General features: G+C 66.6%; 19 protein-coding genes. 6 read left to right on the top strand and 13 right to left on the bottom strand.

Annotated features, from left to right (window positions below):
* Positions 1-168 precede the first annotated feature (168 nt).
* From acpP to FURADRAFT_RS14920, 7 genes are all read right to left on the bottom strand, one after another.
* Positions 169-408 carry an acyl carrier protein gene (acpP, locus tag FURADRAFT_RS14950; protein ID WP_008955003.1) on the bottom strand — a complete coding sequence of 80 codons (240 nt, stop codon included), beginning with the start codon at positions 406-408 and terminating at the stop codon, positions 169-171.
* 109 nt (positions 409-517) lie between these two features.
* Positions 518-1,255, bottom strand: a complete 738-nt coding sequence (gene fabG / locus FURADRAFT_RS14945) for a 3-oxoacyl-ACP reductase FabG (RefSeq protein ID WP_008955002.1) — start codon at positions 1,253-1,255, stop codon at positions 518-520.
* A gap of 77 nt (positions 1,256-1,332) precedes the next feature.
* Complete coding sequence (fabD, locus tag FURADRAFT_RS14940) at positions 1,333-2,262, bottom strand: ACP S-malonyltransferase (protein WP_008955001.1); 930 nt, start codon at positions 2,260-2,262, stop codon at positions 1,333-1,335.
* A gap of 107 nt (positions 2,263-2,369) precedes the next feature.
* On the bottom strand, positions 2,370-3,329 hold the full coding sequence (locus FURADRAFT_RS14935; RefSeq protein WP_008955000.1) for a beta-ketoacyl-ACP synthase III: 960 nt from the start codon (positions 3,327-3,329) through the stop codon (positions 2,370-2,372).
* A gap of 5 nt (positions 3,330-3,334) precedes the next feature.
* On the bottom strand, positions 3,335-4,372 hold the full coding sequence (gene plsX / locus FURADRAFT_RS14930; RefSeq protein ID WP_040653009.1) for a phosphate acyltransferase PlsX: 1,038 nt from the start codon (positions 4,370-4,372) through the stop codon (positions 3,335-3,337).
* 65 nt (positions 4,373-4,437) lie between these two features.
* Positions 4,438-4,617, bottom strand: a complete 180-nt coding sequence (gene rpmF / locus FURADRAFT_RS14925) for a 50S ribosomal protein L32 (protein WP_008954998.1) — start codon at positions 4,615-4,617, stop codon at positions 4,438-4,440.
* Positions 4,618-4,664: 47 nt separating this feature from the next.
* Positions 4,665-5,168, bottom strand: a complete 504-nt coding sequence (locus FURADRAFT_RS14920) for a YceD family protein (protein ID WP_008954997.1) — start codon at positions 5,166-5,168, stop codon at positions 4,665-4,667.
* Positions 5,169-5,227: 59 nt separating this feature from the next.
* Here FURADRAFT_RS14920 and FURADRAFT_RS14915 point away from each other — a divergent pair, with 59 nt between their 5' ends.
* The gene (locus tag FURADRAFT_RS14915) at positions 5,228-5,806 is read left to right on the top strand and encodes a Maf family protein (RefSeq protein WP_008954996.1); all 579 of its coding nucleotides are present in this window, start codon (positions 5,228-5,230) and stop codon (positions 5,804-5,806) included.
* Entirely contained in the window at positions 5,806-6,510 is a 705-nt protein-coding gene (locus FURADRAFT_RS14910) for an SAM-dependent methyltransferase (protein WP_008954995.1), read from the top strand. The genes FURADRAFT_RS14915 and FURADRAFT_RS14910 overlap by 1 nt, the downstream gene beginning before the upstream one ends.
* Positions 6,511-6,575: 65 nt before the next feature.
* Here FURADRAFT_RS14910 and FURADRAFT_RS14905 read toward each other — a convergent pair whose 3' ends face one another.
* On the bottom strand, positions 6,576-7,499 hold the full coding sequence (locus FURADRAFT_RS14905) for a LysR family transcriptional regulator (protein ID WP_008954994.1): 924 nt from the start codon (positions 7,497-7,499) through the stop codon (positions 6,576-6,578).
* A gap of 215 nt (positions 7,500-7,714) precedes the next feature.
* Between FURADRAFT_RS14905 and FURADRAFT_RS14900 the strand changes: the two genes are divergently transcribed.
* Complete coding sequence (locus tag FURADRAFT_RS14900; RefSeq protein ID WP_008954993.1) at positions 7,715-8,986, top strand: dicarboxylate/amino acid:cation symporter; 1,272 nt, start codon at positions 7,715-7,717, stop codon at positions 8,984-8,986.
* A gap of 70 nt (positions 8,987-9,056) precedes the next feature.
* On the top strand, positions 9,057-10,487 hold the full coding sequence (cuyB, locus tag FURADRAFT_RS14895; RefSeq protein WP_008954992.1) for a cysteate racemase: 1,431 nt from the start codon (positions 9,057-9,059) through the stop codon (positions 10,485-10,487).
* Between the two features lie 12 nt (positions 10,488-10,499).
* Here the strand turns inward: cuyB and FURADRAFT_RS14890 are convergent, their stop codons facing one another.
* Entirely contained in the window at positions 10,500-11,363 is an 864-nt protein-coding gene (locus tag FURADRAFT_RS14890) for a Rossmann-like and DUF2520 domain-containing protein (RefSeq protein WP_008954991.1), read from the bottom strand.
* 87 nt (positions 11,364-11,450) lie between these two features.
* On the opposite strand from FURADRAFT_RS14890, the gene FURADRAFT_RS14885 reads away from it, so the two are divergent.
* Together FURADRAFT_RS14885 and FURADRAFT_RS14880 are read left to right on the top strand one after the other, a co-directional pair.
* Positions 11,451-12,020, top strand: a complete 570-nt coding sequence (locus FURADRAFT_RS14885) for a LemA family protein (protein ID WP_008954990.1) — start codon at positions 11,451-11,453, stop codon at positions 12,018-12,020.
* Entirely contained in the window at positions 12,021-12,911 is an 891-nt protein-coding gene (locus FURADRAFT_RS14880) for a hypothetical protein (RefSeq protein ID WP_008954989.1), read from the top strand.
* A 49-nt stretch (positions 12,912-12,960) separates the two neighbouring features.
* Here FURADRAFT_RS14880 and FURADRAFT_RS14875 read toward each other — a convergent pair whose 3' ends face one another.
* The 4 genes from FURADRAFT_RS14875 to FURADRAFT_RS14860 are packed head-to-tail and all read right to left on the bottom strand — an operon-like array spanning position 12,961 to position 17,544.
* On the bottom strand, positions 12,961-14,166 hold the full coding sequence (locus tag FURADRAFT_RS14875) for an ABC transporter permease (RefSeq protein WP_008954988.1): 1,206 nt from the start codon (positions 14,164-14,166) through the stop codon (positions 12,961-12,963).
* Complete coding sequence (locus tag FURADRAFT_RS14870) at positions 14,166-14,882, bottom strand: ABC transporter ATP-binding protein (protein WP_008954987.1); 717 nt, start codon at positions 14,880-14,882, stop codon at positions 14,166-14,168. Before FURADRAFT_RS14870 ends, FURADRAFT_RS14875 begins: the two co-directional genes overlap by 1 nt.
* Positions 14,879-16,135 carry an efflux RND transporter periplasmic adaptor subunit gene (locus tag FURADRAFT_RS14865; protein WP_236261599.1) on the bottom strand — a complete coding sequence of 419 codons (1,257 nt, stop codon included), beginning with the start codon at positions 16,133-16,135 and terminating at the stop codon, positions 14,879-14,881. The genes FURADRAFT_RS14870 and FURADRAFT_RS14865 overlap by 4 nt, the downstream gene beginning before the upstream one ends.
* A 17-nt stretch (positions 16,136-16,152) precedes the next feature.
* Entirely contained in the window at positions 16,153-17,544 is a 1,392-nt protein-coding gene (locus tag FURADRAFT_RS14860) for an efflux transporter outer membrane subunit (protein WP_236261598.1), read from the bottom strand.
* Positions 17,545-17,554: the final 10 nt, after the last annotated feature.

The raw sequence follows: 17,554 nt of genomic DNA, 5'->3' as shown, positions 1-17,554 counted from the left end.
TCCGCAAAGGCAGGGAGGGCGTTCTCCCGATTGTTTCGAAACGGCCGCACCCAGATCAGACAAAACCGGGGCGCACATGACACCCGTTTCGAAGTCGCCAACAAAAAGGACCTCTGCTGCGAGCGCATGGCGCTATCGGGCAGAGGTCCCTGGGTACAGCGAAAAAAATTACTTGTTCAGATGAGCGTTGACGAAGTCAATCGCTTGCTGAACGGTGGTGATCTTCTCGGCTTCTTCATCCGGAATTTCGCATTCGAACTCTTCTTCCAGAGCCATCACCAGTTCAACGGTATCCAGGGAGTCAGCGCCCAGATCGTCGACGAAGGAAGATTCGATTTTCACTTCGGCTTCGTTCACACCCAGTTGTTCGGCAACGATCTTCTTGACGCGCTGTTCAATGTTTTCCATTTGTATTAACCCTTTACCTTTCTGATTCGGGATAACAAAACCCGAGTATTCTACAAAAAAAATTTAGAGTAGCCTACCTAAATGCTTTAACCGCCCGCGAACAGGCGGATTAGGGCATCAGCATGCCACCATTCACATGCAATGTCTGGCCGGTGATGTAGGCCGCGCGATCCGATGCCAAAAAGCCCACGGCATCGGCGATGTCCTTGGCGTCGCCGAGGCGGCCCAGGGCGATCTGCTGCACCAGCATCTCGCGCTGCGCTTCCGGCAGTGCGCGGGTCATGTCGGTGTCGATGAAGCCCGGCGCCACGCAGTTGACGGTGATGTTGCGGCTGCCCACTTCACGCGCCATCGACTTGGTGAAGCCCATGATGCCGGCCTTGGCGGCCGCGTAGTTGGTCTGGCCGGCGTTGCCCATCGCGCCCACCACCGAAGCGATGTTGACGATGCGGCCCCAGCGCGCCTTCATCATGCCACGCAGCACGGCCTTGGAGGCCTTGAACACCGAGCGCAGGTTGGTGTCCATGATGGCGTCCCAGTCCTCGTCCTTCATGCGCATCAAGAGACCGTCGCGGGTGATGCCGGCGTTGTTGACCAGGATGGCGATGTCGCCGTATTCCTTGGCGATGGTGTCGATCAGCGCCTCGATGGCCCCCTCTTCACCGACGTTGAGCACCATGCCCACGCCGCCTTGCGCCGCCAGGCGCTCGCCGATGGCGGCGGCCCCTGCCTCGGAGGTGGCGGTGCCGATGACTTTGGCTCCCTCGGCGGCCAGTGCTTCGGCAATCGCCGCACCGATGCCGCGGGACGCGCCGGTCACCAGCGCCACTTTACCCTGCAGACTCATCAACTTTCTCCTCGAAATGCCCCACCGCCGGAATGACACGGCGACGGAGAAGTGTCTCTTTTTTACCGCAGATCGCGTTATTTCAGCTCTTCGCAAGCCGCTTGCAGCGCTGCGGCATCAGTCAGTGCCAAGCCCTTGACGTTGCCGTCGATGCGCTTGGCAAGCCCGGCCAGCACCTTGCCCGGGCCGCATTCGGCCAGTTGCAGCACGCCGTCGGCAGCCAGTTTCTGCACCGTTTCGGTCCAGCGCACCGGGCTGTAGAGCTGACGCACCAGCGCGTCGCGAATCTGTGCCGGATCGCTGTAGCTCGCCACGTCGGCGTTGTGCAGCACCGGAATCGACGGTGCCTTGATCTCCACCTCGGCCAGGGCCGCGGCGAGACGCTCGGCGGCCGGCTTCATCAGCGCGCAGTGCGACGGCACCGATACCGGCAGCGGCAGCGCGCGCTTGGCGCCCTTGGCCTTGCACAGCTCCATGGCGCGCTCCACGGCGGCCTTGGCCCCGGCGATAACCACCTGGCCCGGCGAGTTGAAGTTGACCGCTTCCACCACCTCGCCCTGCGCGGCTTCGGCGCAGGCGGCGCGGATGTCGTCGTCGGACAGGTTGAGAATGGCCGCCATCGCCCCCTCCCCCGCCGGCACGGCTTCCTGCATCGCCTGGGCACGCAGGCGCACCAGCTTGACGGCATCGGCGAAGCCGAGCGCCCCGGCGGCGACCAGCGCGCTGTATTCGCCCAGGCTGTGGCCGGCCACGGCGACCGGCAGCGCACCGCCGACGGCCAGCCAGGCGCGCCAAGTGGCGACGCCGGCGGCCAACATCAGCGGCTGGGTGTTGACGGTGGCGTTGATGGCGTCGGCCGACTCGGCCTTGAGCATGGTCCACAGATCGTCACCGAGCACGGCGGAAGCTTCGTCGAAAGTCTGCTTCACGACCGGCAGGTCGGCGAAACCGTCCATCATGTTGAGGCTTTGCGAGCCTTGCCCCGGGAAAACGAAGGCAAACGACATGGTGAATCTCCCAAGAAAACGTCAGGAACGATGAACGCCAAGGGGCGCCGTCCCGACGCCGATCGCGTCAATTCCGGGACGGCGCACGCCTTGGCGTGCTTGTGTCATCAGAAGGTGAGCAGTACCGCGCCCCAGGCGAAACCGCCGCCGATGCCTTCCAGCATCACGGTCTGGCCACGCTTGATGCGGCCGTCGCGCACCGCGGCGTCGAGCGCCAGCGGGATCGAGGCGGCCGAGGTGTTGCCTTGCTCGGGCAGCGTCACCACCACGCGCTCCATCGGCAGGCCGAGATGCTTGGCGGTGGATTCTATGATGCGCAGGTTGGCCTGATGCGGCACCAGCCAGTCGACCTGGTCCTTGCTCATGCCGACCTCGCCCAGCGTCTTCTCGGCGATGTCCGACAGCGCCTTGACGGCAAACTTGAAGACCGCCGGCCCGTCCATGTGCAGGTAGGGCATGCCCTGGATCTTGCCATCGGCGATCTGCGCCGGGGTGTTCAGGATGTCCTTGTAGCGGCCGTCGGCGGCCAGCTTGGCGTGCAGGATGCCGGGTTCGTCCGACTCGCCCAGCACCACGGCGCCGGCGCCGTCGCCGAACAGGACGCAGGTGCGGCGGTCTTGCCAGTCGAGGATGCGAGACATCACCTCGGCCCCGACCACCAGCGCCTTCTTGGCCATGCCGGACTTGATGTAGTTGTTGGCCGTGATCAGCGCGTACATGAAGCCGGCGCACACCGCCTGCACGTCGAATGCGGCGCAACCGTGCACGCCCAGCTTTTCCTGCAGCAGGCAGGCGGTGCTGGGGAAGACCATGTCGGGGGTGGTGGTCGCCACCACGATGAGGTCGATTTCGTCGGCGGCGACGCCCGCGTCGGCAAGCGCAGCCTGAGCCGCCTTGAGCGCGAGATCGCTGGTGGTTTCCTGCTCGTCGGCGATGTGGCGGGCACGGATACCGGTGCGGGAGACGATCCACTCGTCACTGGTATCAATGCGCTCAGCCAGCATCGCATTCGTAAGCACGGTCGGCGGCAGGTAGCTGCCGGTGCCGAGAATGCGTGAATAGGCCATGTGTCTCAGTTCGCTGCTGCCTCGGATTGCTTGATGTGTTGTAGTTGCTCGGCAACCCGCTCGGCGATGTGAGCAATCACGCTGGAGCCGGCTTCCTCGCAAGCCTGTTCCAGCGCGTACCGGAATCCCAGCGCGTCGGTGCCGCCGTGGCTTTTCACCACGATGCCGCGCAAGCCCAGCAAGCTCGCGCCGTTATAGCGGCGGGCATCCACCCGTTTCTTGAAGTGGTTCAGGACCGGCATGGCGGCCAGCGCACACAGCCGTGTCCACCAGCTTCGGGTGAATTCTTCGCGCAGGAAAGAGGCAATCATGTGCGCCAGACCTTCGGAGGTCTTGAGCGCCACGTTGCCGGTAAATCCGTCGCAGACTACCACATCCACCGTGCCACGGTAGATGTCGTTGCCTTCGACGTTGCCGTAAAAGTTCAGCGCGGCGTCTTTTAACAGTTCGGCGGCTTGCTTGACGGTCTCGTTACCCTTGATGTCTTCGGAGCCGATGTTGAGCAGGCCCACCGTGGGGTTGGCCTTGCCCGACAGACTGGACACCAGTTCGGAGCCCATGATGCCGAATTGCAGCAGTTGCGCCGGCGTGCAGTCGACGTTGGCCCCCAGGTCCAGCATGCAGCTGGTGCCCTTGCTGGTGGGCAAGAGCTTGGCGATGGCCGGGCGGTCGATGCCGGGAATGGTCTTGAGTACGAAGCGCGCGGTGGCCATCAGGGCACCGGTATTGCCGGCCGACACAGCCGCCTGCGCCTCGCCTTCTTTGACGAGGTTGATCGCGACCCGCATCGACGAATCTTTCTTGTTCTTCATGGCCAGCTGCGGCGATTCGTCCATGCCCACCACCTGGGATGCGTGGTGGAGGCGCAGACGGTCGCGCGCGACGGAGCCATGCAGCGCCAATTCCGCCTCAAGGGCGGTCTGGTCACCTACAAGAATGAGTCGTGCGTCGGGATGGTCTTGGAGAAACTGGATCGATGCCGGGACGGTGACCTTGAGGCCAACGTCACCGCCCATTGCATCAACCGCTACGGTGATAGTCATCAACGTGTACGGTGGTGAAACCTACCTGTTGTTTGACAGGTAAAGTTTGTGCGGAGAAAAAGCGATTACTCGCCCTTGGTCTTGACGACCTTGCGGCCACGGTAGAAGCCGTTCGGGCTGATGTGGTGACGCAGATGGGCTTCGCCGGTGGTCGGCTCAACGGCCAGCGCCGGGGCGATCAGGAAATCGTGGGCGCGGTGCATGCCACGCTTGGACGGGGACTTTTTGTTCTGTTGAACGGCCATGGTCAACTCCTAAGAATTTCAAGTAGATTCTATTACACGAATCCGGTTTACTCGGACTTGGTGCCCTTGAGCGCCGCCAGCACCGCGAACGGATTCGGCTTGTCGGTCTTGGCGCGCGCGAGAGCATCCGTACCGCAATCGTCGTGTTTCGGCGACAGCGGCAAGCCCATGATGATTTCGTCTTCGACCAGCCGAACCACGTCCAACTCCGGCTCGGCCATGATGGCATCGAGCGTTTCGTCGGCCTCGCAGGCCGCCTCGAGCTTTTCCTCGTCGGTGAACAGCGTCATCGAGGAGTCGGTCTTGAGCACGTACGGCATGCTGGAGAGGCAACGCTGACAGCGCACGGAAATCGTGGCGTCGAGCGTGAGCCGGAGCACGGCACGACGCAACGGGTCGACGTGGCCGGAGAGGGTATACTTTACCTCGCCGTCCGTATCGGACAGGTCGTCGTGTATGCGCTGATCCAGCGCCGAGATGGCCAAGGTGCCAGTCTGCGAGCGGCCCTCGCGGGCAAACTTCAGCGGATCGATCAAAATCGGTTTAGACATAAACCTCGCATGATATAATTCGCCTCCCCGATTTGTCAAAAGAATCAAGCATTCACACCATGCAGATTGTCCTCGCTTCCACCTCTCCCTACCGCCGCGAGATCATCGCGCGCCTGGGCCTGCCGTTCGAGGCCGTGGCGCCGCATTGCGACGAAACCCCGCTGCCCAATGAGACCGCGCTCTTGACCGCCACCCGGCTGGCGCGCGCTAAGGCCGAATCGCTCGCCGGGCGCTTTCCCGAAGCGCTGATCATCGGCTCCGACCAGGTGGCGCTGCTCGACGGCCAGCAGATCGGCAAGCCGCTCGAATTCGAGCGCGGCGTGGAGATGCTGACGTGGATGAGCGGTCGCACCGTGCTGTTCCACTCCGCGCTGGCGCTGGTGAACAGCGCCACCGGCCGGGTGCAGGAGACGGTGGGCCTGACCCGCGTGACACTGCGCGCGCTGTCCGAGACGCAGATTCGCCACTATCTGACACGCGAGCCGGATGCGCTGCACTGCGCCGGCGCGGCCAAGAGCGAGGGACTGGGTGGCGCGTTGATCGCGCGCATCGAGTCGGACGACCCCAACTCGCTGATCGGCGTGCCGTTGTTCGAGTTGGTGACGATGCTCGGCAACGAAGGCGTGGAGATTCTGTAATGGCCGGCACCCTGTTCTTGATCCCCACCCCGCTCGGCGACGAGGCCACGCCCTGGTTGCCGGAGCCGGAGCGCGCCCGCGTGATTCATCTCACCCATTTCGTGGTGGAGGCGGAAAAGACCGCGCGCAAGCACTTGAAGGCGCTCGGCGTGACCACGCCGATCCGCGAGCTGACGCTATCGACGCTGAACGAGCACACCAAGCCGGCCGAGGTGGCGGCGCTGCTGCAGCCGTTGGCCGAAGGGCTCGACCTGGGCCTGGTGTCGGAGGCCGGCTGCCCGGCGGTGGCCGACCCCGGCGCGCAACTGGTGGCGCTGGCGCACGAGAAGGGCTACCGCGTGGAGCCGTTGATCGGGCCGTCGTCGATCCTCTTGGCGCTGATGGCGTCCGGCGCCAACGGCCAGTGCTTCGCCTTCCACGGCTATTTGCCGGTGGACGCCGCCGAGCGCGCCAAGGCGGTGAAGGAGCTGGAACAGCGTTCGCGCCAGCGCAACGAGACGCAGATCTTCATCGAGACGCCGTACCGCAACAACGCCTTGCTGCAACAGCTGCGCGAGACGCTGAGCCCGGCGACCCGGCTGTGTGTGGCGGCCGACCTGACGCTGCCCAGCCAGACCATCGTCAGCCGCCGCGTCAAGGACTGGCCAAAGGAGGCGCCGGACTTCCACAAGCGCCCGGCGCTGTTCGTGATCCACGCCGGCTGAGCGCTAACGTATCAAAGCACTTTGTCAGCAGCCTGAAACCGGCCGACATCGTCGGCCGGTTTTTGTTATCCCCCGCTCCGCTGCACCACGCTCTCCATCTCCAGCGAACGCCACAGGTCTTGCAAGGTGGCGTTGGTATTCTGCTTGGCGCGGTAGGAGCGTATCTCCAGCTGCGTGCTCCACTCTTCTCCCCCCGCCTTCACCAGAGCGCCCTGCTGCAGCGCCTCGGCCACCGAGCTTTCCGGCAGCCAGGCCACGCCGTAGCCTTCCTTGGCCATGTTCATCAGCAGCATGGCCATGTCGGCCTCGTAGCAGAGTTCGAGAAAGTACGGCGTCGGCGCCTGCTTCAGGATGACCTCGACCACGCGCCCGAGAAACGTCGTGGAGGTGTAGGCGAGATAAGGAATGGGAATGTTCTTGCGCCCGGGCAGGCTGAATGCCGGCTTGCCGGAGGCCGAAACGGCCGAGACCGGAATGAAGGCTTCTTGCCCCAGTGTCAGGTAATCGAATTTGGCGGGGTCGAGCAGGATAGGCGCGCGCGGATGGTGATAGCAGAACATCAGGTCGCAGCTGCCCTCGGACAGGGCCATCACCGCATCCAGCACGTTCTCCGCCACCACGCGGGCATTGAAATGGCCATGCCGCCGCTGGAACTGCTTCATCCATTTGGGCAGGAAGGTCATGGACAGCGTGTGCCCGGCGCGCACCTGGATGGCCTTGCCGGGCATGCGCGTTTCCTGGCGGATATCGGCACGCGCCTCCAGCAACAGCCGCAGCGCCTCGCGACCCTGCTCGCAAAACAGCTGCCCGGCCTGGGTCAGTTCCAGCGGGTAGGAGCCACGATGCACCAGTTCTGCCCCGACCCATTCTTCCAGCGAACGGATGCGGCGAGATAACGCCGATTGCGTGATGTGGCGAGCCTCCGCCGCGCGCGAGAAATTCTTGGTGTCCGCCAGCGCCAGCAGGTCGCCGATCCACCTCAGATGCATGAGTCTCCCCTTGTCTGCCGCCCCTGGCTACTCGTACTGCTCGACCGCATGAAGACCGCAGCGGTTTTCCTTTGGCCATCATGCGGTTCCTTGCCCCAAAGCGCTATTCCGATTTCGCATGGCGCTATGACCCATCCTCATCATGGCGCTTCCGGCGCAGCCCTAGAATTTCTCGTGCCCCGTTTTCGGCGCGTACAAAGGAGCTGCGAAAAATCATGAATACCCAAAAACTGACTCGTCAGATCGGGATAGCGATGCTGCTGGGCATCCTGGTCGGCTATCTCTGCAACCGTTATGCCCAGGACGCGCAGTCTGCCAAGGAGATCGCCTCCTATTTCAGCCTGGTCACCGATATCTTTCTACGCCTGATCAAGATGATCATCGCCCCGCTGGTTTTCGCCACGCTGGTTTTCGGCCTGGCCAGCATGGGCGATTCGGGCGCCGTCGGCCGGATCGGCCTCAAGGCCATGCTGTGGTTCGTCTGCGCCGCCACCGCCTCGTTACTGCTCGGCATGGCGCTGGTAAACCTGTTCGAGCCCGGCGTCCAGATGCATCTGGCGCTGCCCGACGTCGCGGCCAGTTCCGGGCTGAAAACCGGCGACCTGAACCTCAAGGGCTTCATCACGCATGTGTTCCCGAAAAGTATTGCCGAAGCCATGGCCAACAACGAGATCCTGCAGATCCTGGTGTTCTCGCTGTTCTTCGGCACCGCCCTGGGGTTCGTCAAAGGACAAGGTTACGCCACGCTGGACAAATGCATCGACGAGCTGGCCCGCATCATGTTCCGCATCACCGACTACGTGATGCGCCTGGCGCCGATCGGCGTGTTCGCCGCCATGGCCGCCGCCATCACGGTGCAGGGCCTCGGCGTCTTGCTGAGCTATGGCAGGCTGATCGGCGAGTTCTATCTGGGACTGGCGCTGCTGTGGGGGCTGCTGCTCGGCGTTGGTTACCTGTTTCTCGGCAAGTCGGTGGGAGCGCTGTTCAGGCTGATCCGCGAGCCGATCATGCTGGCCTTTTCCACCGCCAGCAGCGAGTCGGCCTACCCGAAAACCATCGAATCGCTGGAAAAGTTCGGCGTGTCCAAGCGTATTTCCAGTTTCGTGCTGCCGCTCGGCTACTCATTCAACCTCGACGGCTCGATGATGTACCAGGCGTTTGCCGTGCTGTTCATCGCCCAGGCCTACAACATCGACATGAGCTTTTCGCAGCAACTGATCCTGCTCCTGGTGCTGATGGTGACCAGCAAGGGCATGGCCGGCGTGGCGCGCGCCTCGCTGGTGGTGGTGGCCGCCACCCCGCCGATGTTCCACCTACCGGAAGCCGGCTTGCTGCTGATCATGGGTATCGATCAGTTCTTCGACATGGGGCGCACCGCGACCAATGTGCTGGGCAATAGCTTGGCGACGGCGGTGGTCGCCAAGTTCGAAGGCAATGCCGGGCCGGAAGCCGAGAGCCTGCCCGTCGCGGCCGAGAACCGGGCCTGACGCTGAAATCAGACGGAGGGGCCGCGCTCAAGACGGCCCCGGTCATTCCCCTTCACCGAATCCTGACACCATGACGACAAGAACCCTGGGCATCATCGGCGGGCTGGGCGCACTGGCCGGTGCCGATCTGTTTGCCAAGTTGCTGAAATCACCCCCTGCACGGGCTGACGTAGCACGCTTCCATTTCCTGCTGGAGCAACACCCGTTCACAGGTGCCGGCGTTGCCCTGGAGCGGGGCACCAGCATGACCGCGCGCAAGCTGTACGTGTTCCAGGCCAGCCAGTCGTTCGTCGCCCGCCGTGCCGACGCGATCCTGCTGCCCTGCTTCGCCAGCCATGTGTTCCGGGATGAGATCCAGACCGAACTCGAGGTACCGCTGCTGGACATGATGGCGGCGCTGCTGCGCCATGTCCGGCAAAAGGCGGACCCCGGCCGCCGGCTGGGCATACTGACGTCCGATTTCGTCCGCGAAGCCGGGCTGTTCGAACGCTATTTCGACGATCACTACGCCCTGCTGTATCCCTCGCCCGATCAGCAAACCAGCTTGATGCAGGCCGTATATGGCGAGCGGGGACTGCAGGCGGGCGACGAGGCGGCGCTGGAACAGGTGGCACAAGTCTGTCGACATCTGCAGGAACAAGGAGCCGACTTGCTGGTGCCGGGCTTTACCGAGCTGTCGCTGGTGGCCCAACGCCTGCAACGGCGGGGTATCGGGCTGCTGGACAGCAACGCCATCTATGCCGAGCATGCCCTCCACTACAGCAGCCCGGCCCTGGAGCAGCCGTTCAAGCTCGGGATCGTGGGGGGAGTCGGTCCGGCGGCGACCGTGGACTTCATGGACAAGGTGGTTTGCAACACGCCGGCCGGCTGCGACCAGGAACACATCAAGATGGTGGTGGAGCAGAATCCGCAGATTCCCGACCGCACCGCCAATCTGTTGCATGAGGGAACCGACCCCACCGTCGCGCTGCTGGCGACCTGTCAACGGCTGGAGGCCGACGGAGCCAAGGCCATCGCGATTCCCTGCAATACAGCCCACGCCTTCGTCGCGGCGATCCAGCCTTATCTGACGACTCCCATCGTCAACATGCTGACTGAAACGATCGCCCATATCCGGACGCGTTACAGCGGCGACAAGCCGGTGGGCCTGCTGGCAACCGCCGGCACGGTGCAGAGCCGGGTGTACCACGCTGCCGCCGAGCAGGCCGGCATCCGGCTGATCGCTCCCGAACCGCCCTTCCAGGACAAGGTGATGAATGCCATCTACGGCGAATGCGGGGTCAAGGCGGGCTTTACCGAGGGCGAGAGCAAGACCGACTTGCTGGCAGCGGCGGAGCACTTGGCCCAGGCCGGTGCAGAGATCCTCATCCTCGGCTGCACCGAGCTGCCACTGCTGTTCCCGCAGAGCCATGAGATCGAACTCGACGGCAGGACGGTGGCCCTGATCGACCCGACCGACATCCTGGCGCGCCGCTGCGTGCAATTGGCCCGGCCGGCGTAAAACCGGCCGGCGTCAGGATGGACGCGAGGCCAGCAGGGCGGTCAGCGCACGTTGCGCCGCCTCGTCCAGCCGCTCCCCCGCCAGCCGCAGCGTCGCCCGCCCCATGGCACGGTAGGCGTCGGCGCACAGCTCGTCGTCGATCACCGCGAGATGCCGCGCCACGGTGCCGGCGTCGCCGCGCAGGATCGGCCCGGTGAGCGCCGCGGCCGGCCCCAGTGCCAGGGTGTTGTCGAGCGTCTGGCGCATCAGCCCGCCCACCAGCTGCGACGCCACGAGTGGCTCGATGCCGGCCCCGGCGGCCACCTGCAAGGCCAGCGCGTTCAACGTCACCAGGTAGTTGGACGCCATCGACAGCGCGGCGTGGTAGGCCGCCTTGCCGCCGGGAGCGAGCCGGAACGGCCGTCCACCGAGGGCTTCGGCCAACCTTTCCAGTTCGGTGCAGGCACTTTCCTCCCCTTCCAGCGCGCACAGCGTGCCGCCGAAGCCCCTCACGGCACGCGCCGGCTCGGCGAAGGAAAAGGCCGGGTGCAGGCTGCCGAGGCGCACGCCTCGCGCCGTCAGCGGGTCCAGCAGGCTCGTTTCCCCGGCGCCGCTGGCGTGGAACACCAGCGCCCCAGGCGGCACCACGCCAGCGTCGGCCAGGTCTTGCGCCGTGGTGGCAATCGCCGCATCCGGTACCGCCAGCAGGTAGAGTTCGGCCGGGGCCAGCCGTGCCAGCTCGGTGACGGCGCGACCGGCGCCGATGAAGGCGAGCGCTTCGGCGGCGTGCACCGTGTCGCGGCATAGCACGTCGACCACGGTATAGCCGGCGTCGTGCGCCAGGCGTCCCAGCGTGCGCCCCAGGCGCCCGGCACCGATGATGCTCAGACGCGCCATGACACCTCCTCGCCCGCGCTGCGCGTCAGCGCAACGTCATGCCATACTGCCAATGACATCGTTGATTTTCCCGACTGGATGGAAGACATGAAACTGATCCTGTTCTTGCTGCTGCTCACCCTGCCGCTGCTGTACGCCGCCATCCTCTACAACGCGCTGGTCGGCCTCAAGCACCAGGTCGGCAAGTGCTGGGCCAACATCGACGTGCTGCTCAAGCAGCGCCACGACGAATTGCCCAAGCTGGTGGAGGTATGCCGCCAGTACGCCCAGTTCGAACAGGCCACGTTGACCCGGGTGATGGAAGCGCGCGCCGCGATCTCGGACGCCGCACGGGCCGGCAACCTGGGTCGGCTCGGCGAACTCGAGAGCGGGCTGTCCGGCCTGCTCGGCCGTCTCTTCGCCGTGGCCGAGGCCTACCCCGAACTCAAGGCGGACCAGCAGTTTTCGCACCTGGCGCAGCGTATCAGCCAACTGGAAGAAAACATCGCCGACCGGCGCGAACTCTACAACGAAGCGGTCAACCTCAACAACGTGCGCATCGAACAGTTCCCCGACGTGTTCATCGCTCGGCTGTGCGGATTCCGCCCGGCCACGCCGCTGCGCTTTGCCGCCGCCGAAACGCGCGACATCGACCTGACCGCCCTGTTCCAGCGTTAAGTGAAGAAGCGGCTGATTTACCGGCTGACCAGCCATGGCTGGCTGGGCTTCACCGGCTATCCCTTGGCGCTGCTGCTCGGCTTCAAGCTGCAGCCGGCCCTGCTCTACACGCTGGGCTTGCCGCTTTGCACCACCTTCGGCCTGCTGGCGTGGTGGCTCAATTACCGCCGTTACCGGGTGATCGCCGATACCCCCACGTCGCGCACCGGCGCAGTGGCGCAGGGCTACGTCGAGCTGTTCGGTTGCGCGCGCAGCCATGAACGCGCCCCGCTCTACAGCTCGCTGAGCGGGCGGCGTTGCGTCTGGTTCCGCTGGGAACGCCGCTACGTCGGTCGCGACGGCCGGCTCGATCCGGCCCAGCAGGAAGAAAGCGACGCCTCCTTCCTGCTGCAGGACGGCCACGGCGAGGTGGTGGTCGACCCGGAACAGGCCGAGGTCCATCCCGCGCACCGTGCGAGCTGGCACGATCAGGACTATCTGTGCAGCGAGGAATGGATCGCCGACGGCGACCCGCTGTACGTGATCGGGGAGCTGGTCGCCATCGGCGGCGAGGCCGCCGCCGACCCGCGGCGCGACGTGGCCGCCCTGCTGGCAGAGTGGAAGCGCGACCAGCCGGCGCTGCTGCGCCGCTTCGACCTCGACCGCAGCGGCGGCATCGACGAGCGCGAGTGGCTGGCGGCGCGTGCCGCCGCCGAACGCGAGGTGCGGCAACAGCAGCAGGAGTTCGCCGCCACGCCGCTCACGCTGCACCTGCAGCGCCCGGCCGACGGCCGGCCCTACCTGGTCACCACATTGTCATCCCATGACGGCGCCCGCGCCTTCCGCTGGCGCGCCTGGCTGCACCTGGGCGCCGCGCTCACCGGCCTGCTGCTGTGGCTGCGCACGGGCTGAGCCCGTCCGGCCGCCCGCAACGCCAGGCTCGCGGCGCGGTGCGCCCGCTTCATTCGTGGCGCAGCGCCTCGATCGGGTCGAGCCGTGCCGCCTTGCGCGCCGGGAAATAACCGAACACCAGCCCCACCGTAGCGGAAAAGACGAACGCCACGGCGACGATGGTGGCGTTGAACACGAACGGCACGTTCAGCAGCGCGGCCAGCACCGCCGAGGCCACCAGGGCCAGCGCGATCCCGATCAGCCCGCCCAGCGACGACAGCACCGCCGCCTCCACCAGAAACTGCAGCAACACCTCCCGCTCCAGCGCGCCGATGGCGAGCCGGATGCCGATCTCGCGCGTGCGCTCGGTCACCGACACCAGCATGATATTCATGATGCCGATGCCGCCCACCAGCAGGCTGACCGCCGCCACCGCGCCGAGCAGCGCGGTCAGGACCTCGGTGGTGGAGGTCAGCATCTTGCTGATCTCCTTCATGTCCATGACGTTGAAATTGCTTTCCTCGTTGGCGGAGAGATGGCGCCGCTCGCGCATCAGGTGCTCGATGTCCTGCTGGGCGCGGCTGGTGGAGGTGCCCTCGCGCACCGACACCTGGAGCTGGTTGACGTCCTGGTTGCCGGCGATGCGGCGCTGGTAGGCGCGCAGCGGCATGATCGCCAGGTCGTCCTGGTCGCTGCCCATGGCGGACTGCCCCTTGGGCTCGAGCAGGCCGACCACGCTGCAGGCGATGCCCTGCACGCGGATGCGTTCGCCCAACGGATCCTGCCGGCCGAACAGCTTGTCGCGCACGGTCTGGCCGATGATGCAGGCCGGCGCGCCGGCGCGCAGCTCGCTGTCGGAAAAGCGGCGCCCGCTGCGCAGCGTGAGGTTGCGCACGGTGAAGTACTCGTTGCTGGTGCCGATCACCTGGGTCGACCAGTTGGCGTGCCCGTACACCACCGTCAGCGAGCGCGACGCCATCGGCGCCACCGCCGCCAGCGCCGGTATCTCGCGCACCAGCGCCTGGGCGTCGCCGACGCTGAATAGCGCCGCCCCGACGTTCTGCCCCGGGCCGAGGCGCCGGCTCGGGCTGATGATGAGCAGGTTGCTGCCGAGGCTGGCGATCTGCTGGGTGACCTGCAACGTGGCGCCGCCGCCGAGCGTGACCATGATTATCACCGCGGCCACGCCGATGACGATGCCGAGGATGGTGAGGAAGGAGCGCAGCACGTTGCGGCGGATCTCGCGCAGGGCCAGGGCGAAGGCGTTCCAGAGCATCACCCGCCTCCCTGGTGTGCGCGCTCCGCTGCCGGCACCACCAGGCCGTCGCGAAAATGGATGGTGCGGCCGGCGTACGCCGCCATATCCGGCTCGTGCGTCACCATCACGATGGTGATGCCCTGCTCCCGGTTCAGGCGCGTGAGGATGGTCATGATCTCCTGGCTGCGCGCGCTGTCGAGGTTGCCGGTCGGCTCGTCCGCCAGCAGCAGCGCGGGACGGGTGACGATGGCGCGCGCGATCGCCACGCGCTGCTGCTGCCCGCCGGACAGTTCGCCCGGGGTGTGGTCCTCCCAGCCCGCCAGCCCCACCTCCGCCAGCGCCTCGCGGGCGCGCTGGTGGCGCTGTTCGGCGGGATCACCGCGATAGATCAGCGGCAGCTCGACGTTCTCTAGGGCGCTGGTGCGGTTGAGCAGGTTGAAGCCCTGGAACACGAAACCCAGGTAGTGGCGCCGCAGCAGCGCGCGCTGGTCGCGCGTGAGCCCGCCCACCTCGACCCCCTGGAACAGGTAACTGCCGGAACTCGGGGTATCGAGACAGCCGATCAGGTTCATGCAGGTGCTCTTGCCCGAGCCGGACGGCCCCATCACCGCCACGAACTCGCCTTGGGCGATGACGATGTCGATCCCGCCCAGTGCCTGCATCGCTGCCGCGCCGCGGCCGTAGGTCTTGGTGACCCGGCGCAGCTCGACGAGGGGGCGGCCGTCGGGCGTCATGACGGCTTTTTCCCCTCGATCACGTCCACCACCACGGCGCGGCCCGGCGCCAGCGCCCCGCCCTTCACCTCGGTCAGGCTGCCATCGCTCATGCCGGTCTTGAGCGTGACCTTTTGCAGCCGGCCCTGCTTCAGCACCCAGACATGGGGCTGCTTGTCGTTGCCGCCGGGCGGGCTGGCACTCCGGCGCGGCGGGCGCGGCAGCAGATTGGCGACCAGCCCGCGGCTGGCGGGCGCTGAGGTTTCCTGCGGCGGCACGAAACGCAGCGCGGCATTGGGCACCAGCAGCGCGTCGCGCGCCTGCTCGACCACGATGCTGGCGGTGCCGGTCATGCCCGGGCGCAGCAGCAGGCCGGCGTTGTCCACCTTGAGCACGGTTTCGTACGTCACCACCCCGGCCACGGTCTTGGCGCCGAAACGCACCTGGGACAGGCGCGCCGGAAAGGTGCGCTCGGGGTAGGCGTCGACGGTGAAGCTGGCGGCCTGCCCTTCCCGCACCTTGCCAACGTCGGCCTCGTCCACGTCGACGTGCAGTTCCATCTGCGTCAGGTCTTCGGCCAACGTGAACAGTACCGGCGTCTGGAACGAGGCGGCCACGGTCTGGCCGGGTTCGGCGGCGCGTTTCAACACCACGCCGTCCACCGGAGAGCGGATCACTGCCTTGGCCAGGTCGGTGCGCTGCGCCTCCAGCGTGGCTTCCCCCTGGGTCACCGTGGCCCGGCTGTTGGCGGCATCCGCCACGGCGCGCTCGAAGGTGGCCAGGGCGGTCTCCATCTCGGACTGCGACGGCACCTTGCCGCCGCTGACCTGCTGCACCTGGCGCAGCCGTCCCAGCTTGGCCTTGGCCTCGCTGACGGTGGCCTGCGCCTGCTGCACCCGGGCGCGGGCGGCGGCCAGCGCCGCCAGGCTCTGCTTGAGCTGGGCCTCGAGCTTGCTGGTATCGATGCGCGCCAGCACCTGGCCGCGCTTCACCCGGTCGTTGTAATCGACCTCGACGCTCTTGATGGTGCCGGAAATCTCGCTGCCGACGTCCACCTGGTTGGTGGGCTGCAGCGTGCCGGTGGCGGAGACGGCCACGGTCAGGCTGCCGCGGCGCACCTCCTGCGTCAGGTAGCGCGGCTGGCCCGTGGCCTGACGGCTGTTCCAGTACAGCGCCGCCAGCCCCGCCGCCACGACCATCCCCCCCAGCAGCAGCCAGCGCCGGAGGCGCGAGACCACGCGGGACTGCCGGTCGAGACCGAGCTTTTTGGCCATGTCGCCGGGTTGCTCCATCATCCTCCTTTCGCCGCAGCCGCGTCCCAGCCGCCGCCCAGCGCCTTGTAAAGCCGTACCAGGTTGGATACCGCCGCCGCCTCGCTCTGGCTCAGCTGGTCCTGCAGCGACAGCAGCGAGCGCTGGGTGTCGAGCACCGCCTGGAAATCGACCAGGCCGGCCTGGTACTGGCTCGAGGCCAGATCGGCCGCCCCTTGCGCCGCCGTGACCGCCTCACGCAGCGCCACGCCGCGGTTCTGCTCCTCGGCGTAGGCCACCAGCGCACCCTCGACGTCGCGCAAGGCCGTGAGCACGGCGGACTGGTAATTGAGCTGCGCCTGCTGCTGCAGGGCATTCTGCACCTCGATGTTGTGGCGGACGCGGCCGGCGTCGAACACGACCTGGCCGACGCTGGCGCCCAGCGCATACAGGCCGGCGCTGGAACGCAACAGCCGGCCGCCGCTCAGGGCTTGCAGGCCGAGCGTGCCGGACAGCGACACATCGGGGTAGGCGGCGGCGCTGGCCACCCCGACCTGCGCCGTCGCCGCCGCCAGCTGGCGCTCGGCGCGGCGCAGGTCGGGACGCTGGCGCAGGGTGTCGGCGGGGATGCCCACCGCCACGGTGGCGGGCAGGTGCGGGATGGCGGCCGGCTGGTCCAGTTCGCTCAGCTCGCCGGGCGCGCGCCCCAGCAGCACCGCCAGCCGCTGTTTCGACTGCGCCAGCCCCTGCTGCAATGCCGGCAGTTGGGCCCGCGTCTGCTCCAGGTTGAAACGGGCCTGATCTTCGTCCAGCTGCGTGGTGAGTCCGGCCTGATGCCGCCAGCGCGTGATCTGCCAGGTCTCGTCCTGGGTGGCGAGGCTGCCGCGCGCGAGCGCCAGCCGGGCCTGAAAGCCGCGCGCCTCGACGTAGCCGAGCGCCACTTCCGCCAGCAGGCTGACCCGGGTGTCGCGCAGCGCCTCCTGCTCGGCGTCGAGCGTCGCCGCGGCGGCTTCCTGGGCACGGCGCAGGCCACCGAACAGGTCGAGCTCCCAGTTGGCATCGAGCTGCGCCGACCAGGTCTCGACGGCGCGCCCGTTGCCCTGGCTCATCTCGTCGCTGGAACGGTTGCGGTTGACGGCGGCACGGGCGTTCAGGGCGGGATAGCGCTCGGCCACGGCCAGCCCGTAGCGGGCGCGGGCCTCGCGCAGGCGGGCCTGCGCCAGTTTGACATCGAGATTGTTCGCCACGGCCTCGTCGATCAGGCGCGACAACAGCGGATCGTCCAGGCGCTCCCACCAGCGCGCCAGCTCGGCCGCCGGCGGCACCGTGGTATGCAAACCGCCCTGCAGCGGGCCGTGCCACGCCGGCGGCACCGCCAGCGCGGGCGCCCGATAGTCCGGACCGACGGCGCACGCCGTCGCCAGCAGGGGCATGACGAAAACG

Origin of the sequence: Pseudogulbenkiania ferrooxidans 2002, from assembly GCF_000174355.1 — a bacterium.
Taxonomy (GTDB): domain Bacteria; phylum Pseudomonadota; class Gammaproteobacteria; order Burkholderiales; family Chromobacteriaceae; genus Pseudogulbenkiania; species Pseudogulbenkiania ferrooxidans.
Note: the sequence above shows the minus strand (reverse complement) of the source record. Positions and strands in the feature narration are given on the sequence as shown.